The sequence below is a fragment of the Ruegeria sp. CE12 genome (assembly GCF_056537525.1).
The window spans coordinates 371,376-386,263 of record NZ_JBQFRS010000001.1; the positions used below are offsets into that span (position 1 = coordinate 371,376).

The 14,888-nt window shown below is 52.6% G+C and carries 16 protein-coding genes; 3 read left to right on the forward strand and 13 right to left on the reverse strand.

What is annotated here, in order from left to right:
* Positions 1-12: 12 nt before the first annotated feature.
* The 8 genes from ACR0IO_RS01810 to radC all read right to left on the reverse strand — a co-directional run bounded on the left by ACR0IO_RS01810 (position 13) and on the right by radC (position 8,732).
* Entirely contained in the window at positions 13-1,941 is a 1,929-nt protein-coding gene (locus tag ACR0IO_RS01810; protein WP_480739006.1) for a phage terminase large subunit family protein, read from the reverse strand.
* On the reverse strand, positions 1,938-2,435 hold the full coding sequence (locus ACR0IO_RS01815; RefSeq protein WP_480739008.1) for a terminase small subunit: 498 nt from the start codon (positions 2,433-2,435) through the stop codon (positions 1,938-1,940). The genes ACR0IO_RS01810 and ACR0IO_RS01815 overlap by 4 nt, the downstream gene beginning before the upstream one ends.
* A gap of 155 nt (positions 2,436-2,590) precedes the next feature.
* A complete protein-coding gene (locus ACR0IO_RS01820) occupies positions 2,591-3,007 on the reverse strand; it encodes a hypothetical protein (RefSeq protein WP_480739010.1) in 417 nt (138 codons plus the stop codon).
* Positions 3,004-3,222: a hypothetical protein gene (locus tag ACR0IO_RS01825; RefSeq protein WP_480739012.1), complete on the reverse strand. Its 219-nt coding sequence runs from the start codon at positions 3,220-3,222 to the stop codon at positions 3,004-3,006. The genes ACR0IO_RS01820 and ACR0IO_RS01825 overlap by 4 nt, the downstream gene beginning before the upstream one ends.
* The gene (locus ACR0IO_RS01830; RefSeq protein ID WP_480739015.1) at positions 3,215-3,979 is read right to left on the reverse strand and encodes a glycoside hydrolase family 108 protein; all 765 of its coding nucleotides are present in this window, start codon (positions 3,977-3,979) and stop codon (positions 3,215-3,217) included. The genes ACR0IO_RS01825 and ACR0IO_RS01830 overlap by 8 nt, the downstream gene beginning before the upstream one ends.
* A gap of 428 nt (positions 3,980-4,407) precedes the next feature.
* Positions 4,408-7,074, reverse strand: coding sequence for a hypothetical protein (locus ACR0IO_RS01835; RefSeq protein WP_480739017.1), 2,667 nt, complete (start codon positions 7,072-7,074; stop codon positions 4,408-4,410).
* 273 nt (positions 7,075-7,347) lie between these two features.
* Entirely contained in the window at positions 7,348-7,740 is a 393-nt protein-coding gene (locus ACR0IO_RS01840; protein WP_480739019.1) for a thermonuclease family protein, read from the reverse strand.
* Positions 7,741-7,793: 53 nt separating this feature from the next.
* Positions 7,794-8,732, reverse strand: coding sequence for a RadC family protein (gene radC / locus ACR0IO_RS01845; RefSeq protein ID WP_480739780.1), 939 nt, complete (start codon positions 8,730-8,732; stop codon positions 7,794-7,796).
* Between the two features lie 231 nt (positions 8,733-8,963).
* On the opposite strand from radC, the gene ACR0IO_RS01850 reads away from it, so the two are divergent.
* Positions 8,964-10,877, forward strand: coding sequence for a pentapeptide repeat-containing protein (locus ACR0IO_RS01850; protein ID WP_480739022.1), 1,914 nt, complete (start codon positions 8,964-8,966; stop codon positions 10,875-10,877).
* On the opposite strand, the gene ACR0IO_RS01855 is transcribed toward ACR0IO_RS01850, so the two are convergent.
* The 5 genes from ACR0IO_RS01855 to ACR0IO_RS01875 are packed head-to-tail and all read right to left on the reverse strand — an operon-like array spanning position 10,869 to position 13,454.
* Positions 10,869-11,243, reverse strand: a complete 375-nt coding sequence (locus tag ACR0IO_RS01855; RefSeq protein ID WP_480739024.1) for a hypothetical protein — start codon at positions 11,241-11,243, stop codon at positions 10,869-10,871. The two genes, ACR0IO_RS01850 and ACR0IO_RS01855, sit on opposite strands and share 9 nt — an antisense overlap.
* A complete protein-coding gene (locus tag ACR0IO_RS01860; RefSeq protein WP_480739026.1) occupies positions 11,233-11,889 on the reverse strand; it encodes a hypothetical protein in 657 nt (218 codons plus the stop codon). Before ACR0IO_RS01860 ends, ACR0IO_RS01855 begins: the two co-directional genes overlap by 11 nt.
* Positions 11,886-12,296, reverse strand: a complete 411-nt coding sequence (locus ACR0IO_RS01865) for a DUF1064 domain-containing protein (RefSeq protein WP_480739029.1) — start codon at positions 12,294-12,296, stop codon at positions 11,886-11,888. Before ACR0IO_RS01865 ends, ACR0IO_RS01860 begins: the two co-directional genes overlap by 4 nt.
* On the reverse strand, positions 12,289-12,567 hold the full coding sequence (locus tag ACR0IO_RS01870) for a hypothetical protein (RefSeq protein ID WP_480739032.1): 279 nt from the start codon (positions 12,565-12,567) through the stop codon (positions 12,289-12,291). Before ACR0IO_RS01870 ends, ACR0IO_RS01865 begins: the two co-directional genes overlap by 8 nt.
* Positions 12,564-13,454, reverse strand: coding sequence for a helix-turn-helix domain-containing protein (locus ACR0IO_RS01875; RefSeq protein ID WP_480739034.1), 891 nt, complete (start codon positions 13,452-13,454; stop codon positions 12,564-12,566). The genes ACR0IO_RS01870 and ACR0IO_RS01875 overlap by 4 nt, the downstream gene beginning before the upstream one ends.
* Positions 13,455-14,098: 644 nt before the next feature.
* On the opposite strand from ACR0IO_RS01875, the gene ACR0IO_RS01880 reads away from it, so the two are divergent.
* On the forward strand, positions 14,099-14,527 hold the full coding sequence (locus ACR0IO_RS01880; RefSeq protein WP_480739036.1) for a hypothetical protein: 429 nt from the start codon (positions 14,099-14,101) through the stop codon (positions 14,525-14,527).
* A gap of 162 nt (positions 14,528-14,689) precedes the next feature.
* A complete protein-coding gene (locus ACR0IO_RS01885; RefSeq protein WP_480739040.1) occupies positions 14,690-14,875 on the forward strand; it encodes a hypothetical protein in 186 nt (61 codons plus the stop codon).
* The last annotated feature ends 13 nt before the right edge of the window (positions 14,876-14,888 follow it).

Here is a 14,888-nt window from a genome sequence, read left to right on the forward strand (position 1 = left end):
CGCCTGCAAGCCTTACGATCGTCGGGCTCGCCGCCGGTTCAATGCAGCGCGCGAGCTTCGACGCCTAGTCTTGCGGCGTTTGCTCTTTGGTTCCTCTGGCGGTTCCCCCTTATCCTTGGTTGGCGAGTGGGTCGGCTCTGATGTCGCTGCAGGCTTCAACCGCTTTAGCATCAGTTTGATGTTCGGTTTTTCGATTTTGAGGGCAGCATAGGCATAAACTCGGCAGTCGAGCGCCTCGTTTCGATCACGGGTTTTATGCCATTCGCGAACTGCAAAACCCCGGATAAGTTTCGTGACCAGCCGCTCGGCCGTCATCTGCTCGAAATACTCGACATCTCGCTCGTCGCTGAACAGGCAAGAACCCGGCCCGGTCTCAAGGGTTAGTCTACGCTGCACCAAGAGCTTTCCCTCATCCGTGCCGACCGTAAACAGCTTTACCGGCCGCCCCTTTTTCGGCGATTTGCGCACGGTTGGCGCGGATACAATCGGTCGATCCCATCCCCCCTTGCCTTTGATGGCAAAGATCCGGCCGCGATGTTTGCCCGCCAATTGCTCATAGGCGCTTTGCGTCAGGCCTTTGTTGCCGCCGGTATCGACACAAGTCGCGCGGATCCGCATCTCGGCTCCGCTTTCATGCGTGAATGTTTGGTTCAAATAGTCAAAGAGTTCGTCCCAAACTTCGGATTGGGTCGGATCTCCCCAGAACACCTGATAGTCAATGTTCCAACTGCATTCGCCCAAGCCCCAGCCAACGACCTCGACCTCAAGACGGTCGGTTTGCATGTCGACGCCAGCCGTCAAAACACCCACGTCAGCCGGAACCTGAGCCGGGTACTTGACCGCATGGGCAATCAGTGCGTCGGCCTCTACCTCGTCGGCCTCTTCGACCCAAACCTCTGCGAGCGAGACGTTAACAAACGTCTGCAGGTCATTGGCCGCCTTTTTGTCGAGGAAGGATTGAACAATGTCTTTCAGCTTCCGGAAACACGAATAGAGTTCGTTCAGATGGTATGACGCATGACCGCGAAACTGCTTTTCGGCCTTCCACCCTGCCCCGTCTGCCTCGGCCGATCGGATTGCTGCCTTGCGCTCTTCGTCGGTGATGACACAACCCGACGCCTCGCATTGGTAATATGCCGTCTCGGGTAAATGTTCGCCGTCGTCGTCCTTATCCCATCGAACACCGGACCATTTGAGGTGCTGGTGTTCCCCACAATGCGGACATGCCACATGAAAGCGACGCTGGTCACCCTCTTCAAACGAGGTATCGATACGGCTTGCGCCTTTGATCGTCGGTGTACTGATCTCGGCCACGAGGCGTTGATCGCCAAACGTGGCCGCGCGCTGGGATAGCAGCTCAACCGGGTGCCCCTCATTGGTTCGATCGTACCCGTCGACCTCATCACAAACGATCTTTGGTGCAGACCGGCCGCGCATCGTCTTCGGAGATCCCGACCAAGAGAACATCATGAAGCCGCCGGGATAAGATTTCATGCGCTGGTTATTGACCCCATCACGGCCGCGCGGTTTCGCGATGGCATCCCGCAAAGCCTCGTTGGCCTCGACCATGGGATTGAACTTGGTTTCAAGCCATGTCGACAGATCCCCTTGGCTGGGCTGCATCATGATTTGCGAGCAAGGATCGTGGGCGATGAAATACCCCTGCCCGCACAATGCCACCAAGGTTTTGCCAACCTGCGCGCCCCACTTGAGCGTGATCCGGTGGCACTCCGGATCCGCCATCATGTCCAGCGGCTCGCGCTGATACGGGGCATTCTCGAACCGGATCAGACCCGGGATCGCATTGCCAACAGGAATTTTGACGTTCTTCTCGGCCCACTCTGACGGTGAGAGTTTCGGCGGTGGCCTTAGAAAACGCTGGGCGCTGCGGGTTGCATGAACGATCGAGGCCGCGTTTGAAAAATCAGCGCGCGCATTCAATCGTCTTCCTCGCCGTATTCGTCGTCGTCGATATCGAGATCCGATTCAGAGATCAGATCTCCATCGGCCAGAGCTTCGAGGGCCAGGTCGATTTCTTCCAGCAACACCGTCTTGATTTTGGTTTCGCTCTTGACGCCGACTATTCGGCTGGCCGCTCGCGGTGGCAGTACGTTGCGCATGTTGGCACGAACCTCACCAAACGCCTTGGCCAGCGCGCGCTCCAGTTGTTCGATGGGTGCCACAAGTCCTTTAGCCTCGGCCAAAGCAAGCTCTACTGTTTCAATCTCGGCTAAGAGTTTTCGGCGACGAAGTTCTTTTTCGCTGGCAAACTCGATGCCATCGGCTTCGGATCTTATGTCACTCTCTCGCCAAGTCAGTACCTCAGCAGAATTGAAAACCCATTTCTTACCTCGCGAACCTCGTTCCACAAATGGGCACCCACGCCGTACCCAATCGTCGAGCGTGGTCATGGCGATTCCGCAGTAATCAGCCATTTCCGCTCGGTTCAGATTCCGCCCGCGACCGACATTGTTAGCCAAGCTGCTACCTCAAGTAATAGTAGTAGGACACGTTTCCCGGGCCCTCGCACAAATAGTTTTTTGCGCCGTTACCCACCCACAGGCCTTACCCCCGCCGGAAGGACCCGCTTTCATCGCCTCAGTGCCTTCCATGCCCCAACGCCCGACCCGACAAAGAACAGCCATTGGATCATGTTGCCTGCCCATTGCTGCATCTGAGGTGTAGGCAGGTCCGAAACTTGTTGATCACCAAACACGTCACGCAGGTAGGGAATGCTGTCGATAATGACTGCCGACCACCACAGCGCGAGCGGCACGAGAAACATACCAGCGAACACCCAGAACCATGGAAAGCGCAGCTTGCCCTTGTTGTAATCAGCCATGATCTTAGCCTCGGCCACTGCTTGTCGCGCGAGTTCGATCGTCGTCTGGGTCTTCAGGCGCTCTTTGTCGTTTTCCATATTGGCCCAGAGCTCCAAATGACCAATTGCTTTGTCGACAATGCCGCCAAAACCCAAACGCACTAGAAAGGCCAGAATGCCACTCATCGCGACGCCAACGGTTTATTCGTGACCACGCGCAGGATAGCGTTGCCCACCAGTATTGTGACCGTCAGCACCGTGCGCGCGATTGCCTCGTAATCAGCGGGCAAACCCAAAGCGACAAGGTGATCGAGCAAAGGCATCATTTCGACAGCAAACGTCACCAGCGCCATGATGAAATTGAACCAAAGGGTCTTAGACAAAAACCACGGTTTAGCCATTGGTCATTTCCTCCAACTTTTCACGATAAGCAGCGGCCCGGCGCGCGTGTTGCGCGGCATTCAGGGCAAGGATCAGAGTGCAGACGGCCAAAACACCGATGGCGGACCACAGCGCCCACTCAGGCAGATCCACCAATAGCGAGCCCCCGCCGCTCGCCGTTGTCGCGGTCGCGACCTTGGCTTGCGTCGAACGGACACTCTGAGCCTTGTCGGCCTCTGCCTTTACGCGATCGGGAGAATTGGTTGCCATTGCCACTGCCACGGCTTCAGTATCGGCGACACGACGCGCCCAGCCCCGCCCAAAGGTCGACCACGTGCGCAGCTTGCGCAGGAAGCCTATGCGAACTGCACAAGCCTTTTGGATTACCGACACAGTATCGAGGCTATTCAATGCGGCGGTTAGGGTCTTCGGGCCAATCTTACCATCAGCGGCAACGCCCAGCCCCTTCTGCAGCCACTTAGCACCGCGCGACGGCCCTGAGTTCACGCCGCCGTCAAGCGCGACGAGATCCAGCCCCTGCGGTAGCTCATCACCTTTGACCTTGTTCCAGTAGCGCAGCCGGTAGATCCGGCTCGCCTCTTTCTTAGTCAGCGCCTTTACATCAGCCTTGGTGACCGAACGGCTGCGAAAATCTGCAAGCGTTTTGTGCGTGATACCGTAGTTGGTGGCACCGCCGGGATCTTTGAGATGGTCAACATAGCCGCCTTCCCATTTCAGCACATTTGCAATGCAGGCGTCATAGTTCTTGCTGGTCATATTGAGGCCCATTGAGACTAGTTAATCTCAATAAATCTCGATCGAGAGCATCATTCCTCTGGCGTTTCCCGTAAATCTAGCTCCCCTAGGCAGCACGCACACTTCTCTGCAAATGCGACAACGTTTCCCTCTAAGGACAGCTTTGTACAGAAGCTGGATTTGTTAACTCTAGCAGCCAGCGCAATCTGAACATTGGAACATGTTTCTGACTGATACTGAATGCCGTCATCGGAGCTAAGCACAACATTTTTGCTTTTGAACTCAGCTTAACAGGCTCTTCTATACTTTCGCGGCAACAGAAGAGATTCTCCCCTGCAAAAATGCTCCTACGAAACCACAATCGCACTGGGATCAGAACCGCTAAAAAAGAAAACAAAACTAGTGGAACTGACTTCATCAACGTAACTTAAGCAACCAGTTGATAGCCGTTACTCACGCCTGATCATCCCAGTAATTGCTGCTGCGCCCACTGCGGTGACAATCCATCCGGCTATGATCAAGACCCAACGCAACCACCAAAGAAGCTGGCCCCAATAACCACGGTTAGTAGAGGGGGCCCAGGCAGCCTCCTGCCCTAAAGAAACAATAGGGATCACGACATCTACAGCGTAAGCAAAACTTTGAAACGTTTCATAGTCTCGCCCCTTACCGGTTGCCGATGACCAAACTTTAGCAGGGTTGACGTTGTTGCCCTCAGCTAACATCTGCCAATCTTCAGTCGATAAGATAACAGCAGAATTTGGAGCGAAATCACCTCGCTCGTAAGCCTGATACGCCACGAACCAACCAAGGCCAATCAAAAGAAACAACGCCCAGATAAAATTAAATGGACGATACCCGTAACCAACCAAATACCGCGCCAAGCGGTCCTTAATGTGTAGCCAGGCGATCGTGCTCCTTACCATCCCATTTTCCCAGAATATTTGCTCACGAAACCCGGTTTGGGCGCGAGCAATCTCACTGGGATGAACTTCTCTTTTATTCGTGTGGGTTGACCAAGACAAATGAAGTAGTTTGTGCCGTTCTAACAGAAGATGGGCATAGGCCTTATTTTTAACATCCATATTCTTGTGTTGTTGTTGGATCGTTTCAAGGTCGGCATCGTTTCGGAATTTGCTGAAGCGAGAAACTGCGCTGGCAAACCGGCGCCGACTACGCAAACTATTCCGCGCAGATCTGCGTTGTCGTCTTTCCTTTTCGACATGTATAATCAACCGTTGCTCACGCAGTCCCATCCGCTTCAAGACCCAAGCGAGCTGTTCATAGGGTTGCGGACTAAAGTCACCGTCGATAGTACAAGCGGATCTAAGCCATTCAAGCCTCATTTCCGCGTCAAGCGGACCGTGGATTGTTTGATAAGTGAAACCATCCAAAAATGAGCGGTGGACCAAATCCCAGCTATTGGCATCGTCCGTCAAGTTCCTTGCTATTGCGCCAGAGAGGGCAAGATTTCCGCTAAACTGCTTTACATTAATCCAAAAAAACTCCGACATTTGTGAGCCTTGAACCTCTAGAGCTTCGCCGCTTTTGTTTTCGAAACTACCTCCACTGCAAGCAAGCTGACCGCCGATCACTGCGTTAGAAAGGCTGACCCTGCCGTTCGCCGAAAATCCGTCGACAAGAAATACGCCACCTTTAACTTCGATGTTCTGCGCGTTGAGTGCGATCTTCTCGGCATTTTCAAACCTTCCGCCACTGCAGGAAAACTGACCACCGATCACCGCTCCAGAAAAACTCACCCCCCCGTTCGCTGAAAACCCCCTCACGAGAAACACGCTGCCCTTCACCTCAGCACCTTGTGCGTTTAGCGCGATCTGCTCATTATTCTCAAACCTACCTCCACTGCAGGAAAGCTGACCGCCGATCACTGCATCAGGAAAACCAACCTCACCGTTCGCCACAAATCCGTTAACGAGAAATACGTCCCCGCTCACAACGACATTCGCTGCGTCAAGCGCGATCTCCCGAGTATTCTCAAATCTCCCGCCATTACAGGAAAGTTGACCGCCGATCACCGCTCCAGAAAAACTGACCGAACCGTTCGCTGAGAATCCACCCACAAGAAAAACATCACGTTTTATTTCAGCACTACGTGCGCTGAGCGCAACCTGTTTAGGATTCTCAAATCTCCCACCTTTACAGAAAAGCTGACCGCCGATCACCGCTCCAGAGAGACTAACCTCTCCGATCGCCGAAAATCCCTCTGACAGAATTACGCTGCCCTTCAATTCAGCACCCTGGGCATTTAGTGCGATCTGCTTAGCATCCTCAAATCTCCCGCCTCTGCAGGAAAGCTGACCACCGATCACCGCTCCAGAAAAATTGACCGCACCGTTAGCAGAAAAGCCATTTGCAAGGATTACGTTGTCCTCTACTTCGACATTCTGCGCATTGAGCGCAATATCCTTAGTGTTCTCGAATCTACCACCTTCACAGTTAAGCTGACCGCCGATTACAGCACCGCAAAGATCGACCCCTCCATTCGCGACAAATCCATTTCCTAGAATTAAGCTGCCCTTCACTCCGACGTTCTGCGCATTGAAAGCTGTGTCCTTAGCGTTCTCAAATCTACCGCCCGAGCAAGAAAGCTGACCGCCAATCACCGCACCACAGAGATTGACCTCTGCGACCGACAAGAAACCGTTTCGGAGAAATACGTCGCCCGTTACTTCAGCTCCTTGTGCGTAAAGACCGGTGCAGCGGCTACCGTGCAAGTTCAACACTTCCAGCTTTGCATTCATGGCGTTGATTGAGTTCTCGAAATTGCAATAACGCAATCCAGTAACTCCAGCGGCTCTGATCAACCGAAGATCAAGCTGCCCTTTGACATAGGCGCCCGAAAGATTGATACCCCACTCGTGGAAGGCACAAGCATCGCACCCCCCCTTGATCAAGTACCGTAGTAGATCGGACCCGATCTGATTCTTAGGCGAGGGTGCATCGGGAATTGTACCATCTCCAACCGAGCAATCCTGCCCTGCGAGACAAGCGTCTACAAGTTTCTTTTCAGCCTCTGTACAAATCTCATTATCTTTAGCCGCTTCCCAATCTGCCCAAGTTCGGATATCGCGGTTTGACGATGCTTCAGCACTCATTTGACCCCCAGGGTTATACAGCCCAATTCTTATTTACGTGGCTGTTGAAACTCAAATAATGGTTGAGTTGTTATCATCAGACAACACCGACAGATATTCCTAAATAGCCAGATTTATCAAAGGGGATAGAATACTCATAGGATAAGTCCGCCTAGATCAGTTACGGTTTTATGCCTTTGCATCCATGACTAGTGTCCACTCACTATTTTCGGAAGCTTCCTAAGTGAGGGAGTTTTTAGGCAGCAGTCAAAGTTTGGATTGTAGTTACTTAGCTTAGCAATACCTTGCTCTCTTGATTCTAGATTTAGCGGCGGGGGTTTCCAAGCTCTTGTAGCGACCGCCCGAATATTTGGCACAGTCCAGCGCGTGGCCCGCGGCGATAACGGCGGCGCCGATATCCTGGCCATCAGCGTAGCAAACCCCGACCCAACGATCGTGAGTCCGATCTCCGTTCAAATCACAGGTTACGTTCTTGCCCCGCAGGTAGTTGACCATCCAGCGTTTGGCGCTCTGACCTGATTGGGTGCCAAGTTCGGGTGCATCGACTCCATGCAGGCGTACGGGCGTTCCATCAACTACAATCGTGTCGGCATCGCGCACATGAATGCTGCCGGCATACGCAGCTGAAGCAGAGACAAAAGCAATGAGGCAAACAGTGTATTTCAAGTCAAAATCGCTTCAATTGTAATTGGCCATATTCAAGTACGATGCCCAAATGTTCAGGAACGTTGTAGATAACCATTCGCACCAAAAGAGTATTCTTCTTTCTTTCCTATAATCACATGATCGTGGATGAGGACCCCCATAGTGTCGCAAGCTTCTCTAATGCGTTCAGTCATTACAATATCTGCTTGGCTCGGCGTAGGGTCACCTGACGGGTGATTGTGCACCAAGATGAGCGAGCTTGCATTGAGTTCCAGGCTCCTCTTAACAATTTCTCTTGGATACACTGGCACATGGTCGACAGTGCCTCGTGCCTGTTCTTCGTCAGCAATCAAAACGTTCTTCCGATCAAGATATAACACCCGAAACTGCTCGACCTCGCGATGTGCCATTGCTGTACGACAGTATGTCACTAGAGAATCCCAAGAGGAAACAACATCGCGCTCAACAAGTTTCGCTTGTGCCATACGGTGACCAAACGCCTCGATCACCTTTAGATGATAAAACACCCAGTCATTGGCACCATCAACTTGGAGCAACCGGTGCTTTGACGCCGCGACAACCCCATTCAGGTCACCAAACTCTGCCAGCAATCGTTTGGCCAGCGGTTTTACGTCAATTCTTGGGATGGCATTGAACAAAAGAAGCTCAAGAAGCTCATACTCAGGCATTGGTTCGTGACCGCCTTTTATGAAGCGCTGCCTCAGCCGTTCGCGGTGCCCCCAATAGTGCGGACGCTTTGCCCCATCGTCCCCCTTTACCAAGCCACCTCCAGCCGCATTCTTCGGTGAAAGGCGATCTCGATTAACATAGCCAGGTGAGTATGCCGGTTCGACTACTGCATTTGGAGGAGGTGTTCTCGCCTCCAGATCTCTTAGTCCCTTTAAAGCATCCTCTGAGAAGCCAGATGTCCTAGAGGTTCTACCCGATGTGTCATGCTTTCTCTTCTTCCCGCTTATCGCGCTCTTTAGTTGGCTCAGTATCTGGCTTGTCATGTCCGAACCCGTTGTTTGTCTATGCATCGAGCACAATGGCAAACTGATGGTTAACGGTTGGTAAATCACGTGGATCTACAATCAACCAATTGAAAAACTCACGCAGTTCGAATCTCGACACTCGGCAACGGTTCTAGAAACGTATGAAAACCGCTCTCGTAAAATCGGCTTAACACACTATTATTCAATAATAATATTGATTCTTGAGAACTCTTCAAAACCGACATTGTGATGACCGACAAAAGTAATCTCGATAATGCTCTAGCAGTCCTTCGAAAAGGAAGCGCGGAATGGCAGGAGTACCGACGCCAACAAGACCCAAACTTCATACCTGACTTCTCCGGCTCAGACTTAAGTGGACTGTTTTTAGCTGGGTGCGACTTAAGCCGCGGTATCTTTGACGGCGCAGATTTGTCGTACACTGACCTATCAAGTTCGGATTTACGCGGTGGCTCTTTTAGGAAAGCAAACCTAGAAAATGCGGTGCTTACCGCTGCAATGCTCGACAATTCGGACCTTACAGAAGCAATATTACGAAACTCAAATCTTGAAGAAGCTGAACTAGAGAACTCGCTCCTTGTAAACGCCAAGCTTCATAGTGCGAATCTGAGGGCTGCTGATCTATCAAATGCAGATTGTACCGGCGCCTCATTCACGGGTGCCTCGTTACAAGCAGCTTTGCTATTCAGTACTATACTCGGTGATTGCGAACTCACGGGAACGGATTTTTCAACCGACATTATCGATATCGACAGCGAATTACACATGCTAACAGACTTGAGCAGAGTGATTGGTTTGAAGCAATCAGACCTAATGTTCGCGTTTGGTGATTCAAGAACGATCTTACCGGAAGGCTGGCAGCGACCAATCCAATGGGCAAAGATATTCGATGACGAACCCGTAGATCCGAGAACGTCAGATAACAGCAAGACTAAGACGTTCGCGCCCCAGTTAACCGTAGTTACGAACGCAGTTGACCGTGAAATAGGTCAGAAGATCTCAAGTTATGTGTCGAACGCGGGCTACGATGTTACGCACTTAGTAATTTCCGATGTTAGTAGATCCGGTTTGATCGAGTCCAAGGATTTGGCTGACAGTCTAAAGATCATGGTAATGAACCCACGTGCATTAGAGACGGTTCCGTTGCTCTATGTCGCCTTGAATGCCAAGCAAAACGGCAAGCTAATTCCCGTTTCGATGGATCGCGCCTTTGTTGCTCAGGAGTTCGCTGATGTCTCGCATGTTGTGTTGAACCATTCCGATCTGGAAGAAGACTCGCTGGCAGCAAGAGCGCTCTTGAAAGCAGTTGACTCTAAATTGGGTCAGACAGATTACCAATCGATTGTCTCGCAGTTGGAGCAGTCTAATTCCACCGGGTTTCAATTTAAAGACGGTAAACTGACGGTAGGTGACAAACCGCTCGGTGCACTCCCGGAAAGGCCACATGCAGAAGATTTACATCAAAGAACAAGCGCTCAGCTAAGCCTCATAGCAAATACGATTGAGGAAGTCGTAACTCACGGCCGCAATTTCGATACAGATCAGCTTGTGCGTCGACTTCATCGATATGAGCTAACTTTAAGAAGAGGGCCAACCAGTTGGTACGAACCAGACGACGCCATCTCATCCATCGCGTCGATGATGGCTCGAGAAGATGCTAAGAACTCATGGAATGAAGGAGTAGTTGATGATCTGGATAGGATCTTAGCCAGGCATCGAGAGATGGAACCATTGCTTCGACCAGTTCAGGCCCCACCTACATCACACGAGGCCATTGGTCATACACCAGAGGCTCATCTACCTGAGGATGAAAATTTTGCCGAGAAGGTGAGTTCGGAGCTTGAACAAGTAGCAGATAGCTTTGAGTTTAAGGAAATCGCAGACATCAGCGTCACTCGCTCACTGAAAGAAATTGCTTCTGATATCCAAGAAGCCAATTCGCAAGACGACTTCCTGCCGGAGCAAAAGAAGAAGAAGAACTCTTGGCTTAAGAAGTCACTGACGCAGGCGGCAAAATGGGTAGCTGGGATTACTACGACAATTGCTGGCGGTGTTGGAACCGCAATGGCCGTAAGTGCCGAGACGACTACAGTTGTGCTATCGCGTTTGGAAAGCCTACTTCAGTTCCTATTGAAGCTATTTTAAGATCTCGCGAACCCGATCAATCGACAGATCCACGCCATGGGCGATCTCTCTGACCGAGTAGCCTTCAACAGCCATTTCTCGAATTCTTCGATTGCGAGCAGCACGAACGAGGAAACGACAATTCGAAGGCTGCAGGATCAGACCGGCAAAGGCGTCAACCAAACGGTTGGCATCCTTCCAACCCAGTATGCGAACTAAGGGGTGATCGACCGTCTGCAAACGTTTGGGCACGTAGACACACACCCGCCACGCTCTGGAACCTGATTGCGGCAACGAGCCGATCAGGTGCAGCGCCTGATCGCGCCCGATGACCTCAGCGATTTCGGAAACGCTTTCGGGCAGTGGCGGCGCAAGATCAGTCGACATGGTCACCCCTAGGGTCGTAGTCGCCCGGTCTTTCCAGATCTTTTCGGCAAGGCGCTATCCAATGAAATTTGGGTGGGCTGGGCTGAATCGAGGGAAGCAAAGCAGCGCCATCCCAGAAGAGCCAAGAATAAGCGGTCGCTGAGCTGCCATTATCAGTAACTTTTCCTTTGTGCATCACAACCCGCTCAGTGAATTGCAGTATGTCGCTGGGAGGTTGCTTCGAGAATAGATTAAGATAACGGTTTTGGCCTTCCAAGAAAGCCGACCGAACAATAGAGGCGACGCCAATTGACGAGGTTCTTAATGCCCGTTCGATAAACTGCTGAGCCAGCCGAAAAGGCGCGTTCTTAATTGTGAACTCGACTATTTTCGGCTCTGGTCCGAACAGGTAATCATTCACCGGGAACCCTGCCCCGTAATCATGCACATCTGAAGCTTCTACTTTGCCGAAATACTCACTCAAAGGCACAACCATATACCCGCGATTTGCGCAGGGTTCTCGCACCGTCATGGTATTTAGATTGTAGCGCTGGCTCAGCCACTCACACAGCGCCCTTGTCGCCCAAGGTGGTGTCGGAAAGTCATCCAGAGCGTCTCTTGCTTCTTGCCGCTGTTGCATCACGGCTGAAGAACGGTTTTGCTTCATCGGGTCACCAAAACATCGATACCCATCGCCGCTAGGATCGCCTTCTTCAGATTGAACACATCGGTCGCATGGCCTTTGCGGTCTTCGATCACCTGAGCGCCCAGCGCGTGGTCTACATAGACAAAGTCGGCAGTCCATATGCGTTGCCGCTTTCCGCCATCGGTCATGATTGGACCGTCTCGCCCTTCCAGGCCGATTTTCACCTGACGGCGTAGTCCCGAGATCTTGCCTGCCCTCTGCAGCAAATCCAGTTCGCGCCAGCGAGTGTATTCGGCCTTGCTGTCGAAGGTCATGCCATCGACGATCACGCGCTGGGCATTGCGCACCCTGCGCTTGTCTTCCTTAGGGGTATTGCTCTGTAGCAAGCGAAGCTGTTCAACGTTCATCCGCTCCATGAGCTCACGCATCTCCCCGATGTTCTTTGAGCCGTTGGCCGGCAAAGTTCAGGGCTGCGGCGATGTCTTTCGCCATCGGGTCGGTTGCGGCCAAACCGACCTGGACCCGATAGGCTCCCCGGATTTCGTCAAGGCTGTGAAAACGCCGAGTACGCGACACGGTGGTTACCGGCCCCGGCTGAGGTGCGCGGATAACACAATCTCCGGCATCAAGATCGACGGTGACGGTGACTTGGCCGAACCGTTGCGCATTGGCGAGGTGGTCACAGTGCGGCGAGGTCATAGCAGACGCCCCACTGCGCGGCATTCCTGCACGGTGACGAGTTCCGCCTGAACGCATTCCCACGCGGTCTGGTCGGTGATTTTGGTGCAGAGGAAAGGCTTGCCTTGTTTGATCGTCTTGGCGTGGGCTTCCAAGATCCGTTCCCGGCCACTAGCGGTCGTGGTCGTGGGCGTGTGCTGCGCCCAGCGCTTATCGCGTAGCCAATTTTCAGAATAGGCGATGTACTGTTTTCGATTGCCCTTCTGTTCCCCGGCATAAGCACGGGCACCGGCAAGGATGGTAGCGGGATCTGCCCCGTCATCGATCGCAGCTTTCAACGCCGCCTCAGTCGCGGGACCGTCGCCGAGGCGCGGATACGCTGTTTCGAACTGACCTACAAAATCCTCAAAAACGAATTTTTGTGTGTGTGACGCGTCTTGCGACACACAAGGTTCCTTTACAGGTTCTTTTACTGGTTCATCTATGTAGACTCCACCAGAGTGGAGACGGACCCCCTCCGAAAGTGGAGACGGAACTGGGTCAAAAGTGGAGACGGCTTTTTCAGAAGTGGAGACGGTTTTCCCTGTATTTCCGGCTCCACTGAGTGGAGACGGCTTTTGTTCCTCCTCAAGCTCGAAACCCAAGATGTAGTGAGTTGGCTTCTGCCGATTGGTGCGCTCGTCACGCTCCTGTTTTCGCAGGATTAGTCCTTTTTCCTCCAAGCAAGCCAAAGCCTTGTTTAACCCGCCATTGGATAGCCCCGTATGCTCACGCAGATAGGTCTGCTTGGGAAAACAGCCCATGCTGACGTTGTGGCAATCACACAGGTGGAACAGTACCCGAAATTCGCCGTGCGTCATGGTGTCTGGCGGTAGATCCGCCAACCAGTGGGTTGCTGCGTGGCTCATGTGCTCTGCCTCGATTTACAGCTCTTTGGATTGGCTTGCGGTAACCGATACAGGGACGTTGCCCCGCTCGATCTTGGGCCCCCGCACAGGCCCCGGTGATCACACTTGTCAGGTCTATGAAATCCCCAACGCAAGGGCGCCGGTCCTGACGTACAGCGTGATCTTGGTATCGCTGTCCGGTGATGGTCAGCGGAAAGGAGTTCCCGGCATTTTGGTGAGTTATTGCGCCCAGCGCGGATAGCGGGGGAACCGCCAGAGGAAATGCCCAACGAATCCCCGCAGCCTGTAACCACCTTTAACCGCGCCGGATGCGCGGCGGGTCTCGACCCCCGCCGCGCTAGACCATCCCGCCACTTGGAGAAACCGCCGGGATGGAATTCCTTGTCGAGCTTAGGCTCATCTTTCAGGCTATAGACAACATTCTGGACACTCTGTTCGGCGGCCCGTGGCTGGCTGTCGTATGCTGGGCCGCATGGGCTATAGCTTGCAGCAGCCGAGAAGGAGATTGACTGAGCGGCATTCATCCGTCGCCCTCTGTCGTCACCGAGAGAACCGCCTAAGAAAGAACATTGCGAATCTCTTTTCGCTACTGCAACCTGCGCGTGATAATCATTTAAAAACAGACATATCAGATGAGGTTTTTTGTGCGAAAAACCATAGTTGCGATACTCGTGGCCCTTCCGACCAGCGCCTTGGCATTCGATGTCGACGCGGTCAAACAACGCTGCGCAACCGAATGGCAAGGCGACTTTCAAATGCAGGCCTTTTGCGTGAAACAGCAAAAGGAAGGTTTCGATAAGGTCGAGGCGGTCCGCCCGACGCTGGATGAAACAATGCAAGGCGTTCTGGCGCGGTGTGAAGCCGATTGGTCGCCCGATCACCAAATGACTGCATTCTGCATTGACCAACAGATCGACGCCCGAGCTGCTGTGACCAGCGGCGCAACCGGAGTACCAGATGAGGTGGCTCAGGATATCCGCGCGGGATGTGAACGCGAATGGGGGGAAGACTTCCAGATGCTGAAGTTCTGCATAGACCAACAAGCCAAAGCCTGGCACGAACTCAACGGATAAGGATTTCTGATGAACGCTACACTTACCACTTGCCCTAGTTGCAATAACAGTATTTCGTCCAAAGCCTTTGATTGCCCAAGCTGCGGCCACCCGCTCAGGAAACCCAAGCGTGGTTTCTTCGGAAAAATTTTTAAATGGCTGCTGATAATATTTAACATTCTGATGATCGTCTGGCTCATTTCTTACTTCAACCAGATCGGTGAAGCTATCAACTCGACAACGGATGAAGCCTATCAGGCTGGCGCTGCTATTGGAGGCACCCTGGGAACCGGATTCATTCTGATAATCTGGGTCATAGGCGATATCATTCTTGGGCTTGCAACTCTGCTCACACGCCCCCGTAAGTGATTGACCAAGGGCG

What these genes read in the sequence shown, in the direction of transcription:
- ACR0IO_RS01835 (WP_480739017.1), bottom strand. Translation starts at nt 7,074, where the DNA reads ATGAGTGCTGAAGCATCGTCAAACCGCGATATCCGAACTTGGGCAGAT.
- ACR0IO_RS01820 (WP_480739010.1), bottom strand. Translation starts at nt 3,007, where the DNA reads ATGAGTGGCATTCTGGCCTTTCTAGTGCGTTTGGGTTTTGGCGGCATT.
- ACR0IO_RS01865 (WP_480739029.1), bottom strand. Translation starts at nt 12,296, where the DNA reads ATGCGTGAGCTCATGGAGCGGATGAACGTTGAACAGCTTCGCTTGCTA.
- ACR0IO_RS01830 (WP_480739015.1), bottom strand. Translation starts at nt 3,979, where the DNA reads ATGACCAGCAAGAACTATGACGCCTGCATTGCAAATGTGCTGAAATGG.
- ACR0IO_RS01815 (WP_480739008.1), bottom strand. Translation starts at nt 2,435, where the DNA reads ATGGCTGATTACTGCGGAATCGCCATGACCACGCTCGACGATTGGGTA.
- ACR0IO_RS01885 (WP_480739040.1), top strand. Translation starts at nt 14,690, where the DNA reads ATGATCGTCTGGCTCATTTCTTACTTCAACCAGATCGGTGAAGCTATC.
- radC (WP_480739780.1), bottom strand. Translation starts at nt 8,732, where the DNA reads ATGACAAGCCAGATACTGAGCCAACTAAAGAGCGCGATAAGCGGGAAG.
- ACR0IO_RS01875 (WP_480739034.1), bottom strand. Translation starts at nt 13,454, where the DNA reads ATGAGCCACGCAGCAACCCACTGGTTGGCGGATCTACCGCCAGACACC.
- ACR0IO_RS01860 (WP_480739026.1), bottom strand. Translation starts at nt 11,889, where the DNA reads ATGAAGCAAAACCGTTCTTCAGCCGTGATGCAACAGCGGCAAGAAGCA.
- ACR0IO_RS01850 (WP_480739022.1), top strand. Translation starts at nt 8,964, where the DNA reads ATGACCGACAAAAGTAATCTCGATAATGCTCTAGCAGTCCTTCGAAAA.
- ACR0IO_RS01825 (WP_480739012.1), bottom strand. Translation starts at nt 3,222, where the DNA reads ATGGCTAAACCGTGGTTTTTGTCTAAGACCCTTTGGTTCAATTTCATC.
- ACR0IO_RS01870 (WP_480739032.1), bottom strand. Translation starts at nt 12,567, where the DNA reads ATGACCTCGCCGCACTGTGACCACCTCGCCAATGCGCAACGGTTCGGC.
- ACR0IO_RS01855 (WP_480739024.1), bottom strand. Translation starts at nt 11,243, where the DNA reads ATGTCGACTGATCTTGCGCCGCCACTGCCCGAAAGCGTTTCCGAAATC.